The sequence below is a fragment of the Sulfurimonas lithotrophica genome (assembly GCF_009258225.1).
Lineage (GTDB): Bacteria > Campylobacterota > Campylobacteria > Campylobacterales > Sulfurimonadaceae > Sulfurimonas > Sulfurimonas lithotrophica.
On the sequence record NZ_CP043617.1, the window covers coordinates 2,273,641 to 2,289,170 of the forward strand.

The window sequence follows — 15,530 nt, forward strand, 5'->3', positions numbered from 1 at the left end:
TCTTAATCCACTCCAAGAAAACAGCCGTTAAACACTCTGTTTGCTGTTCCGTCATATTTTCTTTTTCCAATTTTATCAAGTGCCAATTCAATTGCATTTACAACCCATGCCATCTCATAAGGTTGAATTAAACCCATCTGATTTACTCTAAATATCTTACCTTTTAAATGGTCTTGCCCGCCTGCTACGTTTACTTGGTAGTCTTCTTTTAAAACTTTTCTAATCTCGTTTGCACTCTCATCATCTATAGTTATCATAGATTTAGCAGGTACTTTTGGATAAACATGAAGTCCTATAGCCTCTAATGCACGTCTTACTGATTTAGCTCGACAAGCCGTGTCTGCATAAAGTTTTGCTAACCCACCGTCTTTTTCTATAGTCTCTAGTACTTCTAAAAGTCCGATTATTAAGGTAGTAGCAGCCGTATAAGCCGTAGTGTTTTGACGCTGCTTTTTAATCTCGCTTGCTAAGTTAAGATAATATCCTTTACCCCCGCCTATTTTTTCTATAGCTGCATTTGAGAGACCGATTATAGATAAACCCGGAGGAAGCATTAAAGCTTTTTGGCTACCTGCTATAAGTGCGTCTATATTTGTAACATCTATCTTCTCGACACCTACTGCCGTAATACCGTCTGCTATTATCATAATACTTGGATTAACTTCTTTAATCGCTGCTGCTATTTCCTCTACAGGATGGCGAAGTCCACCTGCAGATTCACTAATTTGCACAGCTATTGCATCTATATCAGAATTATTTTTAACAGCTTCTACAATTTCTTCAATACTGACAGGTGTATCCCACTCATTTTTAACCTCAACAGAGCCTAAGCCGTTAGCTTTGGCAATCTTTCCAAAACGCTCACCGAATTTTCCGCTGTTTACGTTTAAAAGTGTATTATGGCAAAGGTTTATAACTGCTGCTTCCATTGCACCTGTTCCGCTAGATGCAATCATAACTACTTCATCAGTATTAAATAGTTTAAAAAGATGCTTGCGAGTTTTTTCAAAAATCGCTTCAAATTCCGGTGTACGGTGATGCATAGTCTCATCGGCCATAGCATTACGAACATTTTGAGGTACCGGAGTCGGTCCAGGTGTAAAAAGTAACATGTATTTTTCCTACAAAGTTTAATATAATAAAAAAACCTCGTATTATATCAAAATATGTTTAAGCGACGATTATTGTGTTAAAATAGCAAAAAAATTAAGTGGTGTAAGAGTAGTTAATGACAATAATAGATTCTATAATTTTAGGAATAATTGAGGGTTTTACCGAATTTCTTCCAATCTCATCAACAGGACATTTAATAGTAGCAAGTAAATTTTTAGGGCTTGAGCAAACAAATATTACAAAAGCATATGAAGTTATTATTCAATTTGCAGCAATTCTTGCAGTATTTTTCAACTATCGCGATAAATTTCACATTAGCAAAATTCCACTTTGGACAAAAGTTTTTATAGCTTTTTTACCGATTGGTTCTGTAGGATATATATTCTCAGACCAAATAAAAGAACTTTTTAGCCTTGAAGTTGTAGCTATTATGTTTATAGTAGGCGGTGTTATATTTTTACTGGTTGAAAAGTTTTTTATACCACATGAGACAACTATGCTTGATGATATTGAAAAAATAAGTATGAAACAGACTCTGTGGATTGGTTTTGCACAGGTTTTTGCACTTATTCCCGGAACCAGCCGTGCAGGTTCTACAATTATAGGCGCACTGCTGACAGGCTTAAGTCGCCGTGCAAGTGCAGAATTTAGTTTTTTACTTGCATTTCCCGTAATGTGTGCCGTAACAGGCTATGATTTACTAAAGCACTATGAAGATTTTACAGAAGAATCTGTTATAGCTTTGGGTGTTGGATTTGTAGTTTCGTTTATAGTAGCGTACTTGACTATAAAACTATTTTTAGTTTTTTTGGAAAAATTTACCTTCGTAGCTTTTGGTATTTATAGAATTATTTTTGGAATATCACTTTTAATATTTTTTAACTAAAATAGAATCTGTGGAATATAACTTGCTTTAAATCCTCTGACAATTGTCAAATAGTGAGCTCTTTACGGGCTTTCACAACAAAGGGGGATATCATGCAAACACTTAGCAGATATAACAACCGGTTGCAAATTTTTATGGAAAGATTGGAAAATTCTTTCTATAATCTAAGTCGCAAATTCTTGTAATAAAAGCCTCATTTAAAAGGACTTATGACGGCTATAACTCCAGGGACGGAGTTTTATTACAAAGTATTTATAATTTTTTTTGCCAGTGTTAACGCTTTTGAGCGGTGTGATAATTTTTTCTTTATCTCATCATCTAATTCACCTAAGGTCTTATCAAATCCAAGCGGAATAAACATCGGATCATATCCAAAACCACCATCGCCTATTGCTTTTGTTAAAGCTGTACCGTACATCCAACCGTGTACCGTATATTCTGCATTTTTAGTTACTACTGCAATTGCCGCCGTATAATAAGCGGGACTTGATTCAACTCCCTTAGCCTTTATATCATCTATCAGTTTATATAGGTTGTCTTTATCACTTGCATCAGCACCTGCATATCTGGCACTGTAGATGCCGGGAGCTCCATCAAGTGCATCTACGCTTATTCCGCTATCATCCGCAAGTACTATAACATCTTCATTATCTAAAGCCTTAAAAACTGCTCTGGCTTTTATAAGTGCATTTTCTTTGAAAGTATCCCCGTCTTCCACTATTTCAAATTCATCTATCAAATCACTGTACGGAACTACTTCATAATCTTTACAAAGAGCTTTTATCTCTCTAACTTTACCTTTATTCCCTGTTGCTAAAACTAATTTCAAATTAAAGCCTTTATTCAAATCTTTTTATTATAATTTTGAAATTATACACAAATATAGGGATCCTTAATGTTTAAAAAAGTAATGCCTCTTTCTATAATTCTCTCACTTAGATTTTTAGGTTTGTTCTTAGTTCTTCCGATAATTTCCGTTTATGCATTAACACTTGAGGGTGCTACACCACTGCTTGTAGGTATAGTGGTTGGTGGATATGCTCTGACTCAAGCTATTTTTCAAGTACCGTTTGGAAACATGAGTGATAAGATAGGTCGTAAACCTACACTTTTAGTCGGTCTGCTTATATTTTTAGTAGGTTCACTAATCGCTGCATATGCTACCGATATATATACACTTATGCTTGGACGTTTCTTGCAAGGTGCGGGAGCAATCGGTGCAGTTATAACAGCTATGATATCAGACCTTGTAGAAGAAGAGAAACGTGCAAAAGCTATGGCTATAATGGGCGCATCTATTGCACTTAGTTTTGCGGTATCTATGGGTGCCGGTCCAATTATCGGTGCAAAATACGGAGTTGATACATTATTTATAATCACTGCCGTTTTATCGGTTTTAGCGATTATTTTACTTTTTACAAAAGTCCCTACACCTCCAAAAATCAAACATACTTATCATGCTAAAGCAAAAACAAGCGATATATTAAAAGACTCAAACCTTTTAAATATGATAGTAATAAATGCTATGCAAAAAGGTCTTATGACTGTTGCTTTTGTACTTATACCTATTATACTTACAAGCGATGCCTTCGGATGGAAAAATTCCGACTTATATATGGCATATCTGCCTGCTATGGTTCTTGGTCTTATCGCTATGGGACCTGCTGCCGTATTTGGAGAAAAGAAAAATAAGCCTCGTGAAATATTTTTGCTATCTATTATATTGTTTATTGCATCGTTTTTAATCATGGGTTTAACAAACTCTAGTACAGTTTTTATAATAGGCGTAGTTGCATTTTTTATCGCATTTAATATGATGGAACCTCTTGTTCAATCTATGATAAGTAAATTCGCGAAAGTTCATCAAAAAGGTGCAGCACTTGGTATATCAAACTCTGTTGCATATTTTACGACTTTTATAGGCGGTACGAGTGCAGGTTTACTTTTAGATATATCAGACAGGGGTACTATCGGTATCTCTATGGCTGTTTTAGCATTTTTATGGTTACTATGGACGTTTAAACTACAAAATCCTACTAAATATTCACATCTTTTTATTAATCATGATGATATAGATGAAGATAAACTAAATACTCTAGAGCATGAACATATAGCCGAATGGTATATTAACGATACTGAAAATATTGTAGTAGTTAAATACGTTAGCGAAGCTATTGATGAGGATGAATTAAAGGCTAAGATAGCCAAATAATTCATTTTACATTTTTTTCACACTTTTTTATCCTAGAGTAATAGACTTCAATTCATAGGAGTTTATGATGGACTGGATAGAAAAACAGATACATTTTCCAAATAAAAAAGATAAATATGAAAATAAAAAAGCTAAGGCGTTTGACAGCCTTAGCGTAACTTGTGAAGACGGTTTAGATTATCACTATCTAACTAAAACTACTTCTGAGGAACCACGTACATATTGTAATAACGCCCCTCAAACTTAGGTGCTTTTTCCATAACGGCAATATCTTCAACCATAGGCCAAACACGTAGAAGCACCTCTTTAGCAGCTTCTGGGTGAGCCATTTCACGTCCTTTTAAAAATACGCGAAACTTAACGTGTTTACCTTTTTCTAAAAATTCACGGGCATGTTTAACTTTATAGGCAATATCATTTTCAGCAATTTTAACAGATAGTTTAATCTCTTTTACATCGATTTTAACTTGTTTTTTTCTCTGCTCTTTTAGCTGTTTCTCTTTTTGGTATTTGTATTTACCGTAGTCCATAATTTTTGCAACTGGCGGCTTAGCATCCGGTGCTATTAAAACCAAATCTAAATTAAGCTCATTTGCTTTTTCCATAGCTTCATCTATCGATATTACACCTAAAGATTCTTCACCATCTACGTTACATCTTACCTCAGGAACCCTGATATCGTCATTCATTATGACACGGTCTTTTTTACTACTCAAAAATTTACCTCATTAATTTTAGTTTGTATAAGCTTCACAAAATCTTCCAAGCTTAAGTTATATTGCTCGCGAGAACGTCTATCACGAACTGCCACAGTTTTACCGTTAACTTCTTCATCACCGATTACTATTAGCATAGGTACACGGCTTTTTTCAGCTGTACGGATTCTTTTGTTTAAAGAATCGTTTTTATCGTATATACTACTATCGGCACCAATGTCGATAAGTTTATCTTGAATTTCCTTAGCATACTCTTTATGAGTATCTGCAATCGGAATTATTGCTACCTGTGTAGGAGCTATAAACATCGGGAACTCACCTGCATAATGTTCTGTTAAAATTCCTACAAAACGCTCAAATGAACCTAAGATTGCACGGTGTATCATAACCGGTTGAATTTTTTCATTATCGTCCGCATTATATTCAAGTTCAAAACGCTCAGGCAGGTTAAAGTCCAACTGGATTGTTCCACATTGCCATTCACGACCGATTGCATCTGTAATCTTGATATCGATTTTTGGACCGTAAAAAGCTCCACCGCCCTCATCAATCTCATAAGCAAGTTCATGTTTATCCATAGCAGTTTTTAGTGCATTTGTAGATACTTCCCAAACTTCGTCGCTTCCAACTGCTTTTTCAGGTTTTGTAGAAACCATCATTTTATAATCAAACTCGAAAGTAGTCATAATCTTATCAACAAAATCAACAACTTCTATAATTTGCTCTTCTATCTGGTCAGCCGTACAAAAGATGTGCGCATCATCCTGAGTAAACTCACGTACACGGAAAAGCCCGTGAAGTGCACCGGTAAATTCGTGGCGGTGAACTACACCGTACTCAAAATACTTAATAGGCAAATCACGGTATGAGTGAAGTTCATCTTCATAAACTTTTATATGACCTACACAGTTCATAGGTTTTACACCGAACTCCACTTCATCAATCTCTGTAAAGTACATGTTCTCGCCGTAGTTTTGGTAGTGACCCGATGTCTTCCATAAATCGCTTCTTAGCATTTCAGGTCCGCGAACAGGTTCATAACCACGTTTACGGTGGGCTTTGAAAAGTAGATCCTCTAGGCGTGAGCGAAGACGTGCTCCAGCTGGTAGCCATAGTGGGAAACCAGCCCCTATCTCTTCACGGAAAGTGAAAAGTTTCATCTCGTTACCTATTTTTCTGTGGTCGCGTTTTTCTGCTTCACGAAGCATATCCATATGAGCTGTTAGAGATTCTTTATCTGCGAATGCGATTCCGTAAACACGAGTCAGCATCTCATTTTTAGAATCTCCTCCAAGGTAAGCTCCTGCGATTTTTAGAAGTTTAAAGTAGCGGATTAGTCCAACATTTGGAAGGTGTGGTCCACGACATAAATCTTCAAACTCACCTTGTTTGTAGATGCTTACCGTATCGCCAGGGATACGTTTCATAACTTCAAGTTTAAGATAGTCATCTTTAAATTTTTCACGAGCTTCATCCATCGAAATCGAGTATTTTTCTATCTCTGCTTTTTTCTTAGCAAGTTTAATCATCTCTTTTTCGATACGTTTTAAGTCGCCTTCACCTATCTCTTGGCTAGTTTTAAAGTCATAGTAAAATCCCTCTTTTACAGTCGGCCCTACGTAAAACATAGCATCCGGATATAAGTTTTTAATAGCTTGAGCCATTAGGTGTGCAGTCGAGTGACGAAGTACGTCCAGAGCTTCCGGCGAATTGTCCAACTCTATAGCTTCACCTTCGAAACCAATCTCTCTTGCTGTTTGAAGATCTATAATTTCGTTGTTGTGTCTTAGTGCAATAGCATCCAAATCAATTTATCCCTATATAAAAATTTTTGCTATAATAACTAAAAATCACTTCAAAGTCGATAAATGCTGTGCAAACTCTGTAACAATCCAGTAACAAAAATCTCCGATACACGCAATAATTGGGAGTTTCTTCACTGTGAAAATTGTGAATTTATTTTTAAAAATCCTTCCTATTATGTAAGCAGTGAAGACGAGTTAAAACAGTATAATAATCATAATAACACCATGGACTCACCCGGTTATGTTGAGATGTTTGAAAAGTTTATGGAAGATACTTTTTTAGAATATATTGAGAGTATAAAAAATGTTTTGGAATTTGGAAGCGGTCCGGGTCCCGTTTTAAGTGAACTTCTTAAACAACGGGCTTTAAATGTAGATATATATGACAAATATTTTTCTCCTCAAAAGGTTTACGAGGGTAAAGAGTACGATTTGATTACATCAACCGAAGTTATTGAACACATTGAAAATCCAAAAGAGATATTTAAGTTTTTTGCCTCTCATATAAAAAGCGGCGGATACTTAGCACTGATGACTCAATTTCACACTAACGTGCCAGATGAATTTAAAAAATGGTGGTACAAAAATGACCCTACCCATATATGTTTTTTTCGTCCATATACTTTTGAAGTACTAGCACGAGAAAACGGTTTTAAAGTATTAAAACATGATTCTAAAAAAAGCGTGCTATTAAAAAAAGTTTGACAATATATCCAAATAGATATATAATTTTATATATAAGGAGATATAATGGCTACTGTAAAAAAACTGCTTTCACTTGATGAGGGGATAGCAAAAGAGCTTGAGAATGTTGCAGATGCACTTCACAAGTCTCAAAAAGAAATTGTTGAAAATGCACTTGATTTTTACTTTGACTATACAGATACAGTCGTAGCTGACAAGATTACCAAAGATATAAAATCAGGTAACATGAGAGTCTTAGATGCAGAGGATGTTTATAACGAGCTGGGAATTGAGATTTGAATATAAAATATTCAGAAAAATCTTTAAAAGATTTAAAATCCTTCTCGCATCCAGATAGGATTCTCATAGTTAAAAAGATTCATTACTTGGCTGAAAATTTTGATGCTTTAAAAACATCAAAAAAAGTAACAGAACTAAAGGGAAGTGAATTTGAAAATCAATACCGTTTCGTAGTGGCTAAAAAAATACGTGTTTTATTTAGAATAGAAGAAGACGAAATTATTTTACTGGTTTTAAGAGTTGGTTTTAGAAAAAGTATATATTAACAAGGAAAAAGAATGCTCATACCACAAGATTCAAGTGTAATAACCACCGTTTCATCTTTAATACAACTCTCTGTAGCCCCCGTTTTTTTACTGGCAGGTGTTGCAGGGCTTTTAAATGTTTTTACTAACAGACTTACTAGAATTATAGATAAACTTGAGGGTTTGGATGATTATGTGCATCAAAAAGAACTTAAAGATTCAAACTATCATCCATCATCTGCCGTAACAAGAAGAAGAAACAATCTTCTTAAGCGTATGCAAAACACCAACTTGGCTATATTTTTTGCAACTGCTACAGGGCTGATGGTAGCATTAGTAATTATCAGTGTATTTTTCAGTTCACTGATGTCTTTTAATGCAGAGACTTTTATATCTATACTTTTTGTATTGGCAATGGTATTTTTGATTATAGCTCTCTTAGTGTTCGTCAAAGAAATCTATTTTACAATCTCTTACATAAGAGATAAGAGGGAACATATATTTATAGAGTAAAACGGTAGCTTAAAGCTCCGTTTTTAAAGTTGCACCGTTAGATGCATTTGAAACTAGAAGTTGATAACGTTTTAACCATTTAGATTTTACTTCGTTTTTATAAGGTTTGAAGTGAAGTCTTCTTTGTTCTAAAATTTCATAATCAACATTTAACTGCAGTAAGTGTGCATCTACGTCTAACTCAATCTCGTCACCGTCTTCGATTAGAGCTATTAAACCACCCTCGGCAGCTTCAGGAGATACGTGACCTATAGAAGCTCCGCGTGTAGCACCAGAAAATCTACCGTCCGTGATAAGTGCAACACTTTGACCAAGCCCCATACCCATGATAAGTGAAGTAGGTGCTAACATCTCTTGCATACCCGGTCCGCCTTTTGGACCTTCATAACGGATAACTACGACATCACCAGCTTTTACTTTGTGACCCATAATACCTGCAATAGCCTCAGGCTGAGAGTTAAAACAGATAGCCTTACCTTTGAACTGACGCATAGACGGATCAATACCTGCAGTTTTTACAACAGCACCCTCTTCTGCCAAGTTACCAAAAAGGATTGAAAGTCCGCCAACAGGACTGTAAGCATTTTCATTTGTGTGAATAATATTTTCATCTAATATCTTGGCATCAGCTATACGCTCGCCTATAGTCTCACCCGTAACTGTCGGGTTATCCAGATGCAACATACCGCCACGTTTAGATACTTCATTCATAACTGCATTTACACCACCTGCCTTGTTAATGTCATCCATATGAACAGTTGTTAATGATGGTGAGATTTTTGCGATGTGTGCTACGTTTTTAGCTATTTCGTTGATTTTAGTGATATCAAAATCAACTTCAGCCTCTTTTGCAATAGCCAACATATGTAAAACAGTGTTTGAGCTTCCACCCATTGCCATGTCAACTACAAATGCGTTGTGAACGGCTTTTTCGTTTAGAATATTGCGAAGATTGTTTTTAGAAGGATTATCTTCTTTTGCCAGTTCAACTATACGTTTAGCAGCTTTTTTAACCATAGCTATACGCTCAGGTGTCATAGCTAAAACCGTACCGTTTCCAGGAAGTGCGATACCCATAGCTTCACATAAAGTATTCATAGAATTTGCAGTAAACATACCTGAACAGCTACCGCCAGAAGGACAAGCATTACACTCGATGTCGTATAACTCTTCATCAGTGATATTTCCTTCAGCGTGTTCTCCAACAGCCTCAAAAGCAGTAGCAAGGTCAATTGGCGTACCATCTTTTTTATGTCCTGCAGCCATCGGTCCACCTGATACAAATACAGTTGGAACGTTGATACGTAATGCACCCATTATCATACCCGGAACGATTTTGTCACAGTTAGGGATACAGATCATAGCATCTAGTTGATGAGCGTTCATAACTGTCTCCATAGAATCTGCAATAATCTCACGTGATGGAAGTGAATAAAGCATACCCTCATGTCCCATAGCTATACCGTCATCAACACCTATAGTGTTAAAAACAAACGGCACACCACCCGCTTCACGGATAGCTTCTTTTACAATCTCACCATACTCATGCAGGAAAAAGTGTCCCGGAATGATGTCTATGTAAGAGTTTGCAATCCCGATAAACGGCTTGTCAAAGTCTTCATCTTTTAAACCGGTTGCACGAAGCAGTGAGCGATGCGGAGCTTTATCAAACCCTTTTTTGATGATGTCACTTCTCATAAAAATCCTTATACTATATAATTAATTATTGCGATTATATCATTATTTTCTAACTTTTTTAAAATTTTTCACAAAAACTCTTTACAAAGCAAAAAAAAATAGATATAATTCCGCCTCACTTATGAAAATAAGATGAAAAAATGCGGGAATAGCTCAGTGGTAGAGCACAACCTTGCCAAGGTTGGGGTCGCGAGTTCGAACCTCGTTTCCCGCTCCATTTAAAAATTGTTAAACTGTGAAATCACTCACGATGCCCAGGTGGCGAAATTGGTAGACGCAGGGGACTTAAAATCCCCCGGTAGCAATACTGTGCCGGTTCGAGTCCGGCCTTGGGCACCACTGATTGAAAATTGTGACTGGTGCCATCGCCAAGTGGTAAGGCCGCAGCCTGCAAAGCTGCTATCCCCAGTTCAAATCTGGGTGGCACCTCCAGTTTATGATTTTTTATCAACACAACGCGTGGATCTTTGGCAGAGTTGGTCGAATGCACCGGTCTTGAAAACCGGCGAGGGTCACACCTCCCTGAGTTCGAATCTCAGAGGGTCCACCATTTTTCTTAAGCAATCAAAATATTTATTATCATTTTAACAATTTAGTTTATTCGAATATAATGTCATATAACAAAAATAAGGTTATTTATGGCTAATGATATAGGCTTTTTACTAGGTGCTGGTGCTTCCTATGAATTAGGTATGCCGTTAGTTGATGAATTAACCGTTGAATTTAAAAAAGCAATACTTCGTGTATGGAATATGCCTTATTATCGCTTACCAAAAGAAATTGATACGATTTTATCTCCATTATTTAATAATAACACTCTCAATTATGAAGATATAATCGGACGAATTGAAGTTGAAATTAATAGAAATAGGAACCAAGCTCTGCACCAAGAATGGCATGCCGTGCTAAGCAGATACTTAGAAGTAATTTTTGTTTTATTACTGGAAAGACATAGCAAAAATCAAATCTATATTAATGAACGTCTTCAATTTTTAGAACCAATACAAAATTATTGTAAAAATAGTCCCTTATGGATTTTTAGTCTTAATCATGACCTAATAATAGAGATGCTTACAAAATATCTAGATTTACCTTTAAAAAATGGTTTTAAAGAACTTATAGATATTAATGGAATCAAATTTGAACAATTAAGCCGTGAGAATATGGAAAAAAGCCAGTTTGATTTTATATATAATGAAAGTGGCATTAATCTAATAAAATTGCATGGGGCATTAGATATATATGTGCATCGTGATGAAAATAACTATCTAAAAATCTTCAACGGCTCAAAAGATACAAATGAAACTATTAATAATATCAATCATCTTATAAAAAATGACGCTACGGTAAAAAATGGAGTAAAGTGTACAAATGAGATAACATATTATGATAAAGATAATATTTTACAGTTTTTAAGAATGACTATTATGTCTGGGAAACATAAATACTCTTCTAAAGTATCACATAATATGGATGATTGGTTTTTCAAAATATTTAAAGGTCATATAAATTATGTATCTGAACTATACTGTATTGGAATTAGCTTTCAAGATAAACATGTTAATACTGTGATATATGATTGGTTGAGTTTTTCTAAAGAAAGAAAAATGTTTATTGTCAATCCTTATATAGAAAATATACCAAATGAATTTAATCATATATCTGACCAAATAGAAATTATAAAAAAAGGTTTTTTGGACTTCCTAAATCAGGATGAAAAAAAGAATTTATTAAAAATAAAATTTAATCAACAGATGCGAAATTTAAGCCGAAAAAATTTATTAAAATGAAGTATTTATAATACTTTGATAAAATTATCCAACTAACTCAACATGTATTTTTTTACCTAACACTCCAGCCGCAGCTTCTAAAGTGTGAAGAGTCATAGAGTCCACATGTGGATCCAAAAGTCTATCTACAGAGCTTCTACTTGTATGCATTTTTCTAGCCATAGCAGCCTTTGATATATTTTGAGCTTTCATTAGTTGTTCTATCTGATATGCAATTACTCTTTTAGTTGCATTTTTTTCCGTTTGAGCAAGATGACCTTCTTCACTAAGAAAGTCATCAAAGCTACTACCGATATTCTTATTTTTCATCACAATCTCCTTTGTTAAATTTCTTACTTCTCTCAATAGCAAGTTCTTTATCTTTTTGTGGAAGTTTTTGACTTTTTTTAATAAAACCGTGTAGCAAAATCATACAATCTTTATATATTGTAAATATTACTCTGGCTATCCTGTTTCCGTTTAAATTAGTTCTAACTTCCCACAGTTTGTATTTACTATCAATTTTTTTTATAAGAGGCATACCGACTGGCCAACCAAATTCAGCAGTTTTTATATCCTCCCCAATAACTTTTCTATCTTCAATATCCATTGACTTCAACCATTCTCTAACAGGCTCATTACCAGAGTCGGTCTTATAAAAGTTGACATCAATGATTTTATTTTCCAAAAGTTACTCCTAATACTAAAAGTGTACCAAAATTAGTACACAAAGTCAATAACGTTATTTATGATGAAACACATTTCAATCTTCCGTATTAAAAAGAAGCCTGTAGCTTGTACTACGTCCGCCTTTTCCTGCTATCTCTTTTATACAACCATGTTCAAGTAATTTTTTAATATGTCTATTGGCTGTCATTGGGATTGTACCTGTAATCTCTCTATAGTCAGCGTTTGAGAATTCATTCTTATTTCCTTGTGAGAGCTTGTCAATAAAAGTACTAAGAAATACACCATGCTCTTTACTTAGTTTTACTGTTTTGCATCTATCCCAGAATTTTGTCTTTTTGATAATAAACATCACATCTTCATGAGATTTTTCTAAAGCACTTATCAAAATATCAAGATTCCACTCTATCCAACGCGTAAACTTAAAATGTCTGTTCTTATGCAGATTGGTAGTCATATCCAGTGTCTCATAATACGCCCCACGTTTGGTATAAATAGTCGTTGACATAGAATAGATTTTATGCGCCTCTTTCATATCTCTAGAGAGTATGAAATCTGCTATTGCCCTAGAGATTCTTCCATTTCCATCATCATAAGGGTGGATAGAGACAAACCATAGATGCGCCAATGCGCTTTTAATATACGGATCATCATCACTCTCATTACAATACTTGATAAGAGAGTCTATATCTTTTTCTATCAAATCATGTGGTGGTGCAACATACTTTACCTTTGTTCCTTCTCTACTAAATGCATTTTCAACCACTTTCATATCATCATAATCTCTAAATTGACCGATATTTATTTTTTTAATACCTTCATAACCGCTATTGTTTGCAAACAAGGCATTATGCCAACCATGTAGTCTCTCTATAGATAATGATTCGTTATTTCTATGACTATCTAGCATAAGAGCTACGAGATTATCAGTATGTCTTGTTGACATATCTTCTGACGAGATATAAGCTTGATTTATTGCTTTGGCTACAGAGTCTCTTACAGATTCTCTGCGTAGGTGTTCACCTTCTATTTGAGAGGTATTGACTATCTCATTGGTAAGATTGGCTATTTCAAGTTCATCAATATCTTTTTTATTTGCAAAAGCAAGAATACCGGAAATCAAACCTCTAAGGTATTCTACTCGTTTTAATTTCTCTGCTAGTTTCTCTTTATCATATGGAAAGTTTGGATAATCTTCATGTTCCCATATCCACTTTTTGGTACTATTTGTCATAATATTCTCACTTTTGTTATGAATAGTTTAGATAATTATAACATAAAATGTTATGAATACTTACTTTATTTGCAACATAAAGTGTTACGAATATAACTTTTATTCATAACATATTAGTTTTCATTTTTACGTTTAAATTTCTTATCGTGAAACTTATACCATTTACATCTTTTTTTATTTTTTATCGAGTATATATTGTAGGTAAATCTTCTTGAGCAATCTTGACACTCAAAGGTAGCACGGTTTTTAGCTTTGTTGTATTTTACAAACAGGAAGTTGCCGACTTGCTGTCCGGCTTTATACGTCAACTTTTCATTTTTTAGGTAAGCCTCTTCCGTGAGTTTTGCATCTTCTCTTTGTTTGACGAGCCAAGTCGGCTCTTCATCCTCTTCAAACGGCTCTGCATCTACAGTATATTTATCCATAAAACCAACACCTAAAGTGACTTTATCAACTCAAACCCGTCTTCACATCCGCCTAAATAACCATGTCCAAAGAGGTTGTAATGGTTTAGATAATGGTATAGATTGTAGATTATTTTTTTAGTATTGTAATGTTTTGATTTTGGATACTCTTTTTCGTAAGAGTCGTAAAACTCTCTATCAAACCCGCCAAACATTTCTGTCATTGCTATATCTACTTCCCTGTCACCGTAGTATGCAGCCGGATCTATAAGGTATATATACTCATTATCAAACATCACGTTACCGCTCCATAAATCGCCGTGTAACAAACTCGGATGCTTTGTAGTATCGTTTAAAAAAGATTCCAACTTTTTTTTATTTGCATCCAAGATGCTTTGAAATCTACTTTGAATTGCTTTATCTTGAATTAAAGAGAGTTGATAATTAAGTCTGTATATTATAAAAAATTCACCCCAATTTTTTGAGAGAATATTTTTTTGAAGGCTTAAACCTATGTGGTTATCTTCAGCGTAACCGTAAAACTCATAAACTCTTTTGTGCATCTTTGCAAGTTCTTTACCAAGTGTTAAGTACTGCTCTTTAGAAGGAGATGCAGAATATATTTTTTCCAGATGCATGGAGTTTTCATCTACTTCGTATATTTTTGGGGTAATCACTTTAGCATCCGGGCTTAAAGCATCCGATAATGCTTTTAATCCATCTGCTTCTTTTAGTAAGCTGTCTTCAAATTGTGTGTGGTTGTGTTTTATAAAAATACTTGACATTTTATATATTAGCATATATATCCTGTATGAGCAATTTTTAGTTTAGATATAATTACTCCAAAGGATAAAATATGAACGGAACAATAACGGTAACATATAAAATACTTTGTGACTCTGATCTAAACAAAAAGATCTCGATGCAAGAGTTACTCTCTAACGAAAAAGTAGCTAAAGCAATAAAAAGCGAATTTGCAAAAGGTTTTAGAGATATCTCTCTTTTTTCAAACGACGACGAAGCATCCATGTATATAGAAACAGAAAAAAAACTTCATACCTTTGAAGTAAGTAAAGATGACTTTGCAGACATTTTAGTTCTTGCGGAAGAAGATGCAAGTTCAAAAAAACTACTCAAAAAAGATTGTGAAAGAGTTGAGTTAGTTGATATAAAAACTATTTAGCATAGCTTTGATTTAAGTCAAGCTTCATATTTGGGTTTTTACGATATATTGTTAGCGTTATTTTGTAACAAAAAAAGGGCT

At 34.6% G+C, this 15,530-nt stretch carries 19 protein-coding genes and 4 tRNA genes; 13 read left to right on the forward strand and 10 right to left on the reverse strand.

Going from position 1 to position 15,530, the window contains the following annotated elements; genetic code table 11:
• Nucleotides 1–2: 2 nt before the first annotated feature.
• Complete coding sequence (locus FJR48_RS11360; RefSeq protein WP_152308241.1) at nt 3–1,112, reverse strand: pyridoxal-phosphate-dependent aminotransferase family protein; 1,110 nt, start codon at nt 1,110–1,112, stop codon at nt 3–5.
• A gap of 116 nt (nt 1,113–1,228) precedes the next feature.
• Here FJR48_RS11360 and FJR48_RS11365 point away from each other — a divergent pair, with 116 nt between their 5' ends.
• On the forward strand, nt 1,229–1,999 hold the full coding sequence (locus FJR48_RS11365; protein ID WP_152308242.1) for an undecaprenyl-diphosphate phosphatase: 771 nt from the start codon (nt 1,229–1,231) through the stop codon (nt 1,997–1,999).
• Nucleotides 2,000–2,240: 241 nt separating this feature from the next.
• Here the strand turns inward: FJR48_RS11365 and rdgB are convergent, their stop codons facing one another.
• Nucleotides 2,241–2,828 (reverse strand): RdgB/HAM1 family non-canonical purine NTP pyrophosphatase, encoded by a 588-nt coding sequence (gene rdgB / locus FJR48_RS11370; protein WP_152308243.1) that lies wholly within the window; start codon nt 2,826–2,828, stop codon nt 2,241–2,243.
• A 66-nt stretch (nt 2,829–2,894) separates the two neighbouring features.
• On the opposite strand from rdgB, the gene FJR48_RS11375 reads away from it, so the two are divergent.
• Both FJR48_RS11375 and FJR48_RS11380 read left to right on the forward strand, forming a co-directional pair.
• Nucleotides 2,895–4,211 carry an MFS transporter gene (locus FJR48_RS11375; protein WP_152308244.1) on the forward strand — a complete coding sequence of 439 codons (1,317 nt, stop codon included), beginning with the start codon at nt 2,895–2,897 and terminating at the stop codon, nt 4,209–4,211.
• A 67-nt stretch (nt 4,212–4,278) separates the two neighbouring features.
• On the forward strand, nt 4,279–4,458 hold the full coding sequence (locus FJR48_RS11380) for a hypothetical protein (RefSeq protein WP_152308245.1): 180 nt from the start codon (nt 4,279–4,281) through the stop codon (nt 4,456–4,458).
• On the opposite strand, the gene infC is transcribed toward FJR48_RS11380, so the two are convergent.
• Both infC and thrS read right to left on the reverse strand, forming a co-directional pair.
• Entirely contained in the window at nt 4,409–4,900 is a 492-nt protein-coding gene (infC, locus tag FJR48_RS11385) for a translation initiation factor IF-3 (RefSeq protein WP_152308449.1), read from the reverse strand. The two genes, FJR48_RS11380 and infC, sit on opposite strands and share 50 nt — an antisense overlap.
• 23 nt (nt 4,901–4,923) lie before the next feature.
• A complete protein-coding gene (thrS, locus tag FJR48_RS11390) occupies nt 4,924–6,738 on the reverse strand; it encodes a threonine--tRNA ligase (protein ID WP_430739325.1) in 1,815 nt (604 codons plus the stop codon).
• Nucleotides 6,739–6,795: 57 nt separating this feature from the next.
• Here thrS and FJR48_RS11395 point away from each other — a divergent pair, with 57 nt between their 5' ends.
• The 4 genes from FJR48_RS11395 to FJR48_RS11410 are packed head-to-tail and all read left to right on the forward strand — an operon-like array spanning nt 6,796 to nt 8,474.
• On the forward strand, nt 6,796–7,437 hold the full coding sequence (locus tag FJR48_RS11395; protein WP_152308247.1) for a class I SAM-dependent methyltransferase: 642 nt from the start codon (nt 6,796–6,798) through the stop codon (nt 7,435–7,437).
• A gap of 45 nt (nt 7,438–7,482) precedes the next feature.
• Complete coding sequence (locus tag FJR48_RS11400; RefSeq protein WP_152308248.1) at nt 7,483–7,716, forward strand: ribbon-helix-helix domain-containing protein; 234 nt, start codon at nt 7,483–7,485, stop codon at nt 7,714–7,716.
• Nucleotides 7,713–7,982: a type II toxin-antitoxin system RelE family toxin gene (locus FJR48_RS11405; RefSeq protein ID WP_152308249.1), complete on the forward strand. Its 270-nt coding sequence runs from the start codon at nt 7,713–7,715 to the stop codon at nt 7,980–7,982. Before FJR48_RS11400 ends, FJR48_RS11405 begins: the two co-directional genes overlap by 4 nt.
• 12 nt (nt 7,983–7,994) lie before the next feature.
• Nucleotides 7,995–8,474: a DUF2721 domain-containing protein gene (locus FJR48_RS11410; RefSeq protein ID WP_152308250.1), complete on the forward strand. Its 480-nt coding sequence runs from the start codon at nt 7,995–7,997 to the stop codon at nt 8,472–8,474.
• Between the two features lie 9 nt (nt 8,475–8,483).
• On the opposite strand, the gene ilvD is transcribed toward FJR48_RS11410, so the two are convergent.
• The gene (gene ilvD, locus FJR48_RS11415; protein WP_152308251.1) at nt 8,484–10,172 is read right to left on the reverse strand and encodes a dihydroxy-acid dehydratase; all 1,689 of its coding nucleotides are present in this window, start codon (nt 10,170–10,172) and stop codon (nt 8,484–8,486) included.
• 142 nt (nt 10,173–10,314) lie between these two features.
• On the opposite strand from ilvD, the gene FJR48_RS11420 reads away from it, so the two are divergent.
• The 5 genes from FJR48_RS11420 (at nt 10,315) to FJR48_RS11440 (ending at nt 11,962) form a co-directional block, all read left to right on the forward strand.
• Nucleotides 10,315–10,389, forward strand: a tRNA-Gly gene (locus FJR48_RS11420).
• 35 nt (nt 10,390–10,424) lie between these two features.
• Nucleotides 10,425–10,511 (forward strand) — tRNA-Leu (locus tag FJR48_RS11425).
• Between the two features lie 19 nt (nt 10,512–10,530).
• Nucleotides 10,531–10,604 (forward strand) — tRNA-Cys (locus FJR48_RS11430).
• Nucleotides 10,605–10,633: 29 nt separating this feature from the next.
• Nucleotides 10,634–10,722 (forward strand) — tRNA-Ser (locus tag FJR48_RS11435).
• An 88-nt stretch (nt 10,723–10,810) separates the two neighbouring features.
• Nucleotides 10,811–11,962, forward strand: coding sequence for a hypothetical protein (locus FJR48_RS11440; RefSeq protein WP_152308252.1), 1,152 nt, complete (start codon nt 10,811–10,813; stop codon nt 11,960–11,962).
• Nucleotides 11,963–11,986: 24 nt separating this feature from the next.
• Here the strand turns inward: FJR48_RS11440 and FJR48_RS11445 are convergent, their stop codons facing one another.
• The 5 genes from FJR48_RS11445 to FJR48_RS11465 all read right to left on the reverse strand — a co-directional run bounded on the left by FJR48_RS11445 (nt 11,987) and on the right by FJR48_RS11465 (nt 15,066).
• Nucleotides 11,987–12,271, reverse strand: coding sequence for a helix-turn-helix domain-containing protein (locus FJR48_RS11445; protein ID WP_152308253.1), 285 nt, complete (start codon nt 12,269–12,271; stop codon nt 11,987–11,989).
• Nucleotides 12,261–12,629: a type II toxin-antitoxin system RelE/ParE family toxin gene (locus FJR48_RS11450; RefSeq protein ID WP_223176125.1), complete on the reverse strand. Its 369-nt coding sequence runs from the start codon at nt 12,627–12,629 to the stop codon at nt 12,261–12,263. The genes FJR48_RS11445 and FJR48_RS11450 overlap by 11 nt, the downstream gene beginning before the upstream one ends.
• A 75-nt stretch (nt 12,630–12,704) precedes the next feature.
• Entirely contained in the window at nt 12,705–13,862 is a 1,158-nt protein-coding gene (locus FJR48_RS11455; RefSeq protein ID WP_152308254.1) for a Fic family protein, read from the reverse strand.
• A 113-nt stretch (nt 13,863–13,975) separates the two neighbouring features.
• Nucleotides 13,976–14,287: a hypothetical protein gene (locus tag FJR48_RS11460; RefSeq protein WP_152308255.1), complete on the reverse strand. Its 312-nt coding sequence runs from the start codon at nt 14,285–14,287 to the stop codon at nt 13,976–13,978.
• A gap of 11 nt (nt 14,288–14,298) precedes the next feature.
• Nucleotides 14,299–15,066, reverse strand: coding sequence for a fructosamine kinase family protein (locus FJR48_RS11465; protein WP_152308256.1), 768 nt, complete (start codon nt 15,064–15,066; stop codon nt 14,299–14,301).
• 56 nt (nt 15,067–15,122) lie between these two features.
• Between FJR48_RS11465 and FJR48_RS11470 the strand changes: the two genes are divergently transcribed.
• Entirely contained in the window at nt 15,123–15,449 is a 327-nt protein-coding gene (locus FJR48_RS11470; RefSeq protein ID WP_152308257.1) for a hypothetical protein, read from the forward strand.
• Nucleotides 15,450–15,530 lie beyond the last annotated feature (81 nt).

Coding starts and splice junctions, on each gene's coding strand:
- FJR48_RS11360 (WP_152308241.1), bottom strand. CDS start 1,112: ATGTTACTTTTTACACCTGGACCGACTCCGGTACCTCAAAATGTTCGT.
- FJR48_RS11365 (WP_152308242.1), top strand. CDS start 1,229: ATGACAATAATAGATTCTATAATTTTAGGAATAATTGAGGGTTTTACC.
- FJR48_RS11375 (WP_152308244.1), top strand. CDS start 2,895: ATGTTTAAAAAAGTAATGCCTCTTTCTATAATTCTCTCACTTAGATTT.
- FJR48_RS11380 (WP_152308245.1), top strand. CDS start 4,279: ATGGACTGGATAGAAAAACAGATACATTTTCCAAATAAAAAAGATAAA.
- infC (WP_152308449.1), bottom strand. CDS start 4,900: ATGAATGACGATATCAGGGTTCCTGAGGTAAGATGTAACGTAGATGGT.
- FJR48_RS11395 (WP_152308247.1), top strand. CDS start 6,796: ATGCTGTGCAAACTCTGTAACAATCCAGTAACAAAAATCTCCGATACA.
- FJR48_RS11400 (WP_152308248.1), top strand. CDS start 7,483: ATGGCTACTGTAAAAAAACTGCTTTCACTTGATGAGGGGATAGCAAAA.
- FJR48_RS11410 (WP_152308250.1), top strand. CDS start 7,995: ATGCTCATACCACAAGATTCAAGTGTAATAACCACCGTTTCATCTTTA.
- ilvD (WP_152308251.1), bottom strand. CDS start 10,172: ATGAGAAGTGACATCATCAAAAAAGGGTTTGATAAAGCTCCGCATCGC.
- FJR48_RS11440 (WP_152308252.1), top strand. CDS start 10,811: ATGGCTAATGATATAGGCTTTTTACTAGGTGCTGGTGCTTCCTATGAA.
- FJR48_RS11445 (WP_152308253.1), bottom strand. CDS start 12,271: ATGAAAAATAAGAATATCGGTAGTAGCTTTGATGACTTTCTTAGTGAA.
- FJR48_RS11455 (WP_152308254.1), bottom strand. CDS start 13,862: ATGACAAATAGTACCAAAAAGTGGATATGGGAACATGAAGATTATCCA.
- FJR48_RS11460 (WP_152308255.1), bottom strand. CDS start 14,287: ATGGATAAATATACTGTAGATGCAGAGCCGTTTGAAGAGGATGAAGAG.
- FJR48_RS11465 (WP_152308256.1), bottom strand. CDS start 15,066: ATGCTAATATATAAAATGTCAAGTATTTTTATAAAACACAACCACACA.
- FJR48_RS11470 (WP_152308257.1), top strand. CDS start 15,123: ATGAACGGAACAATAACGGTAACATATAAAATACTTTGTGACTCTGAT.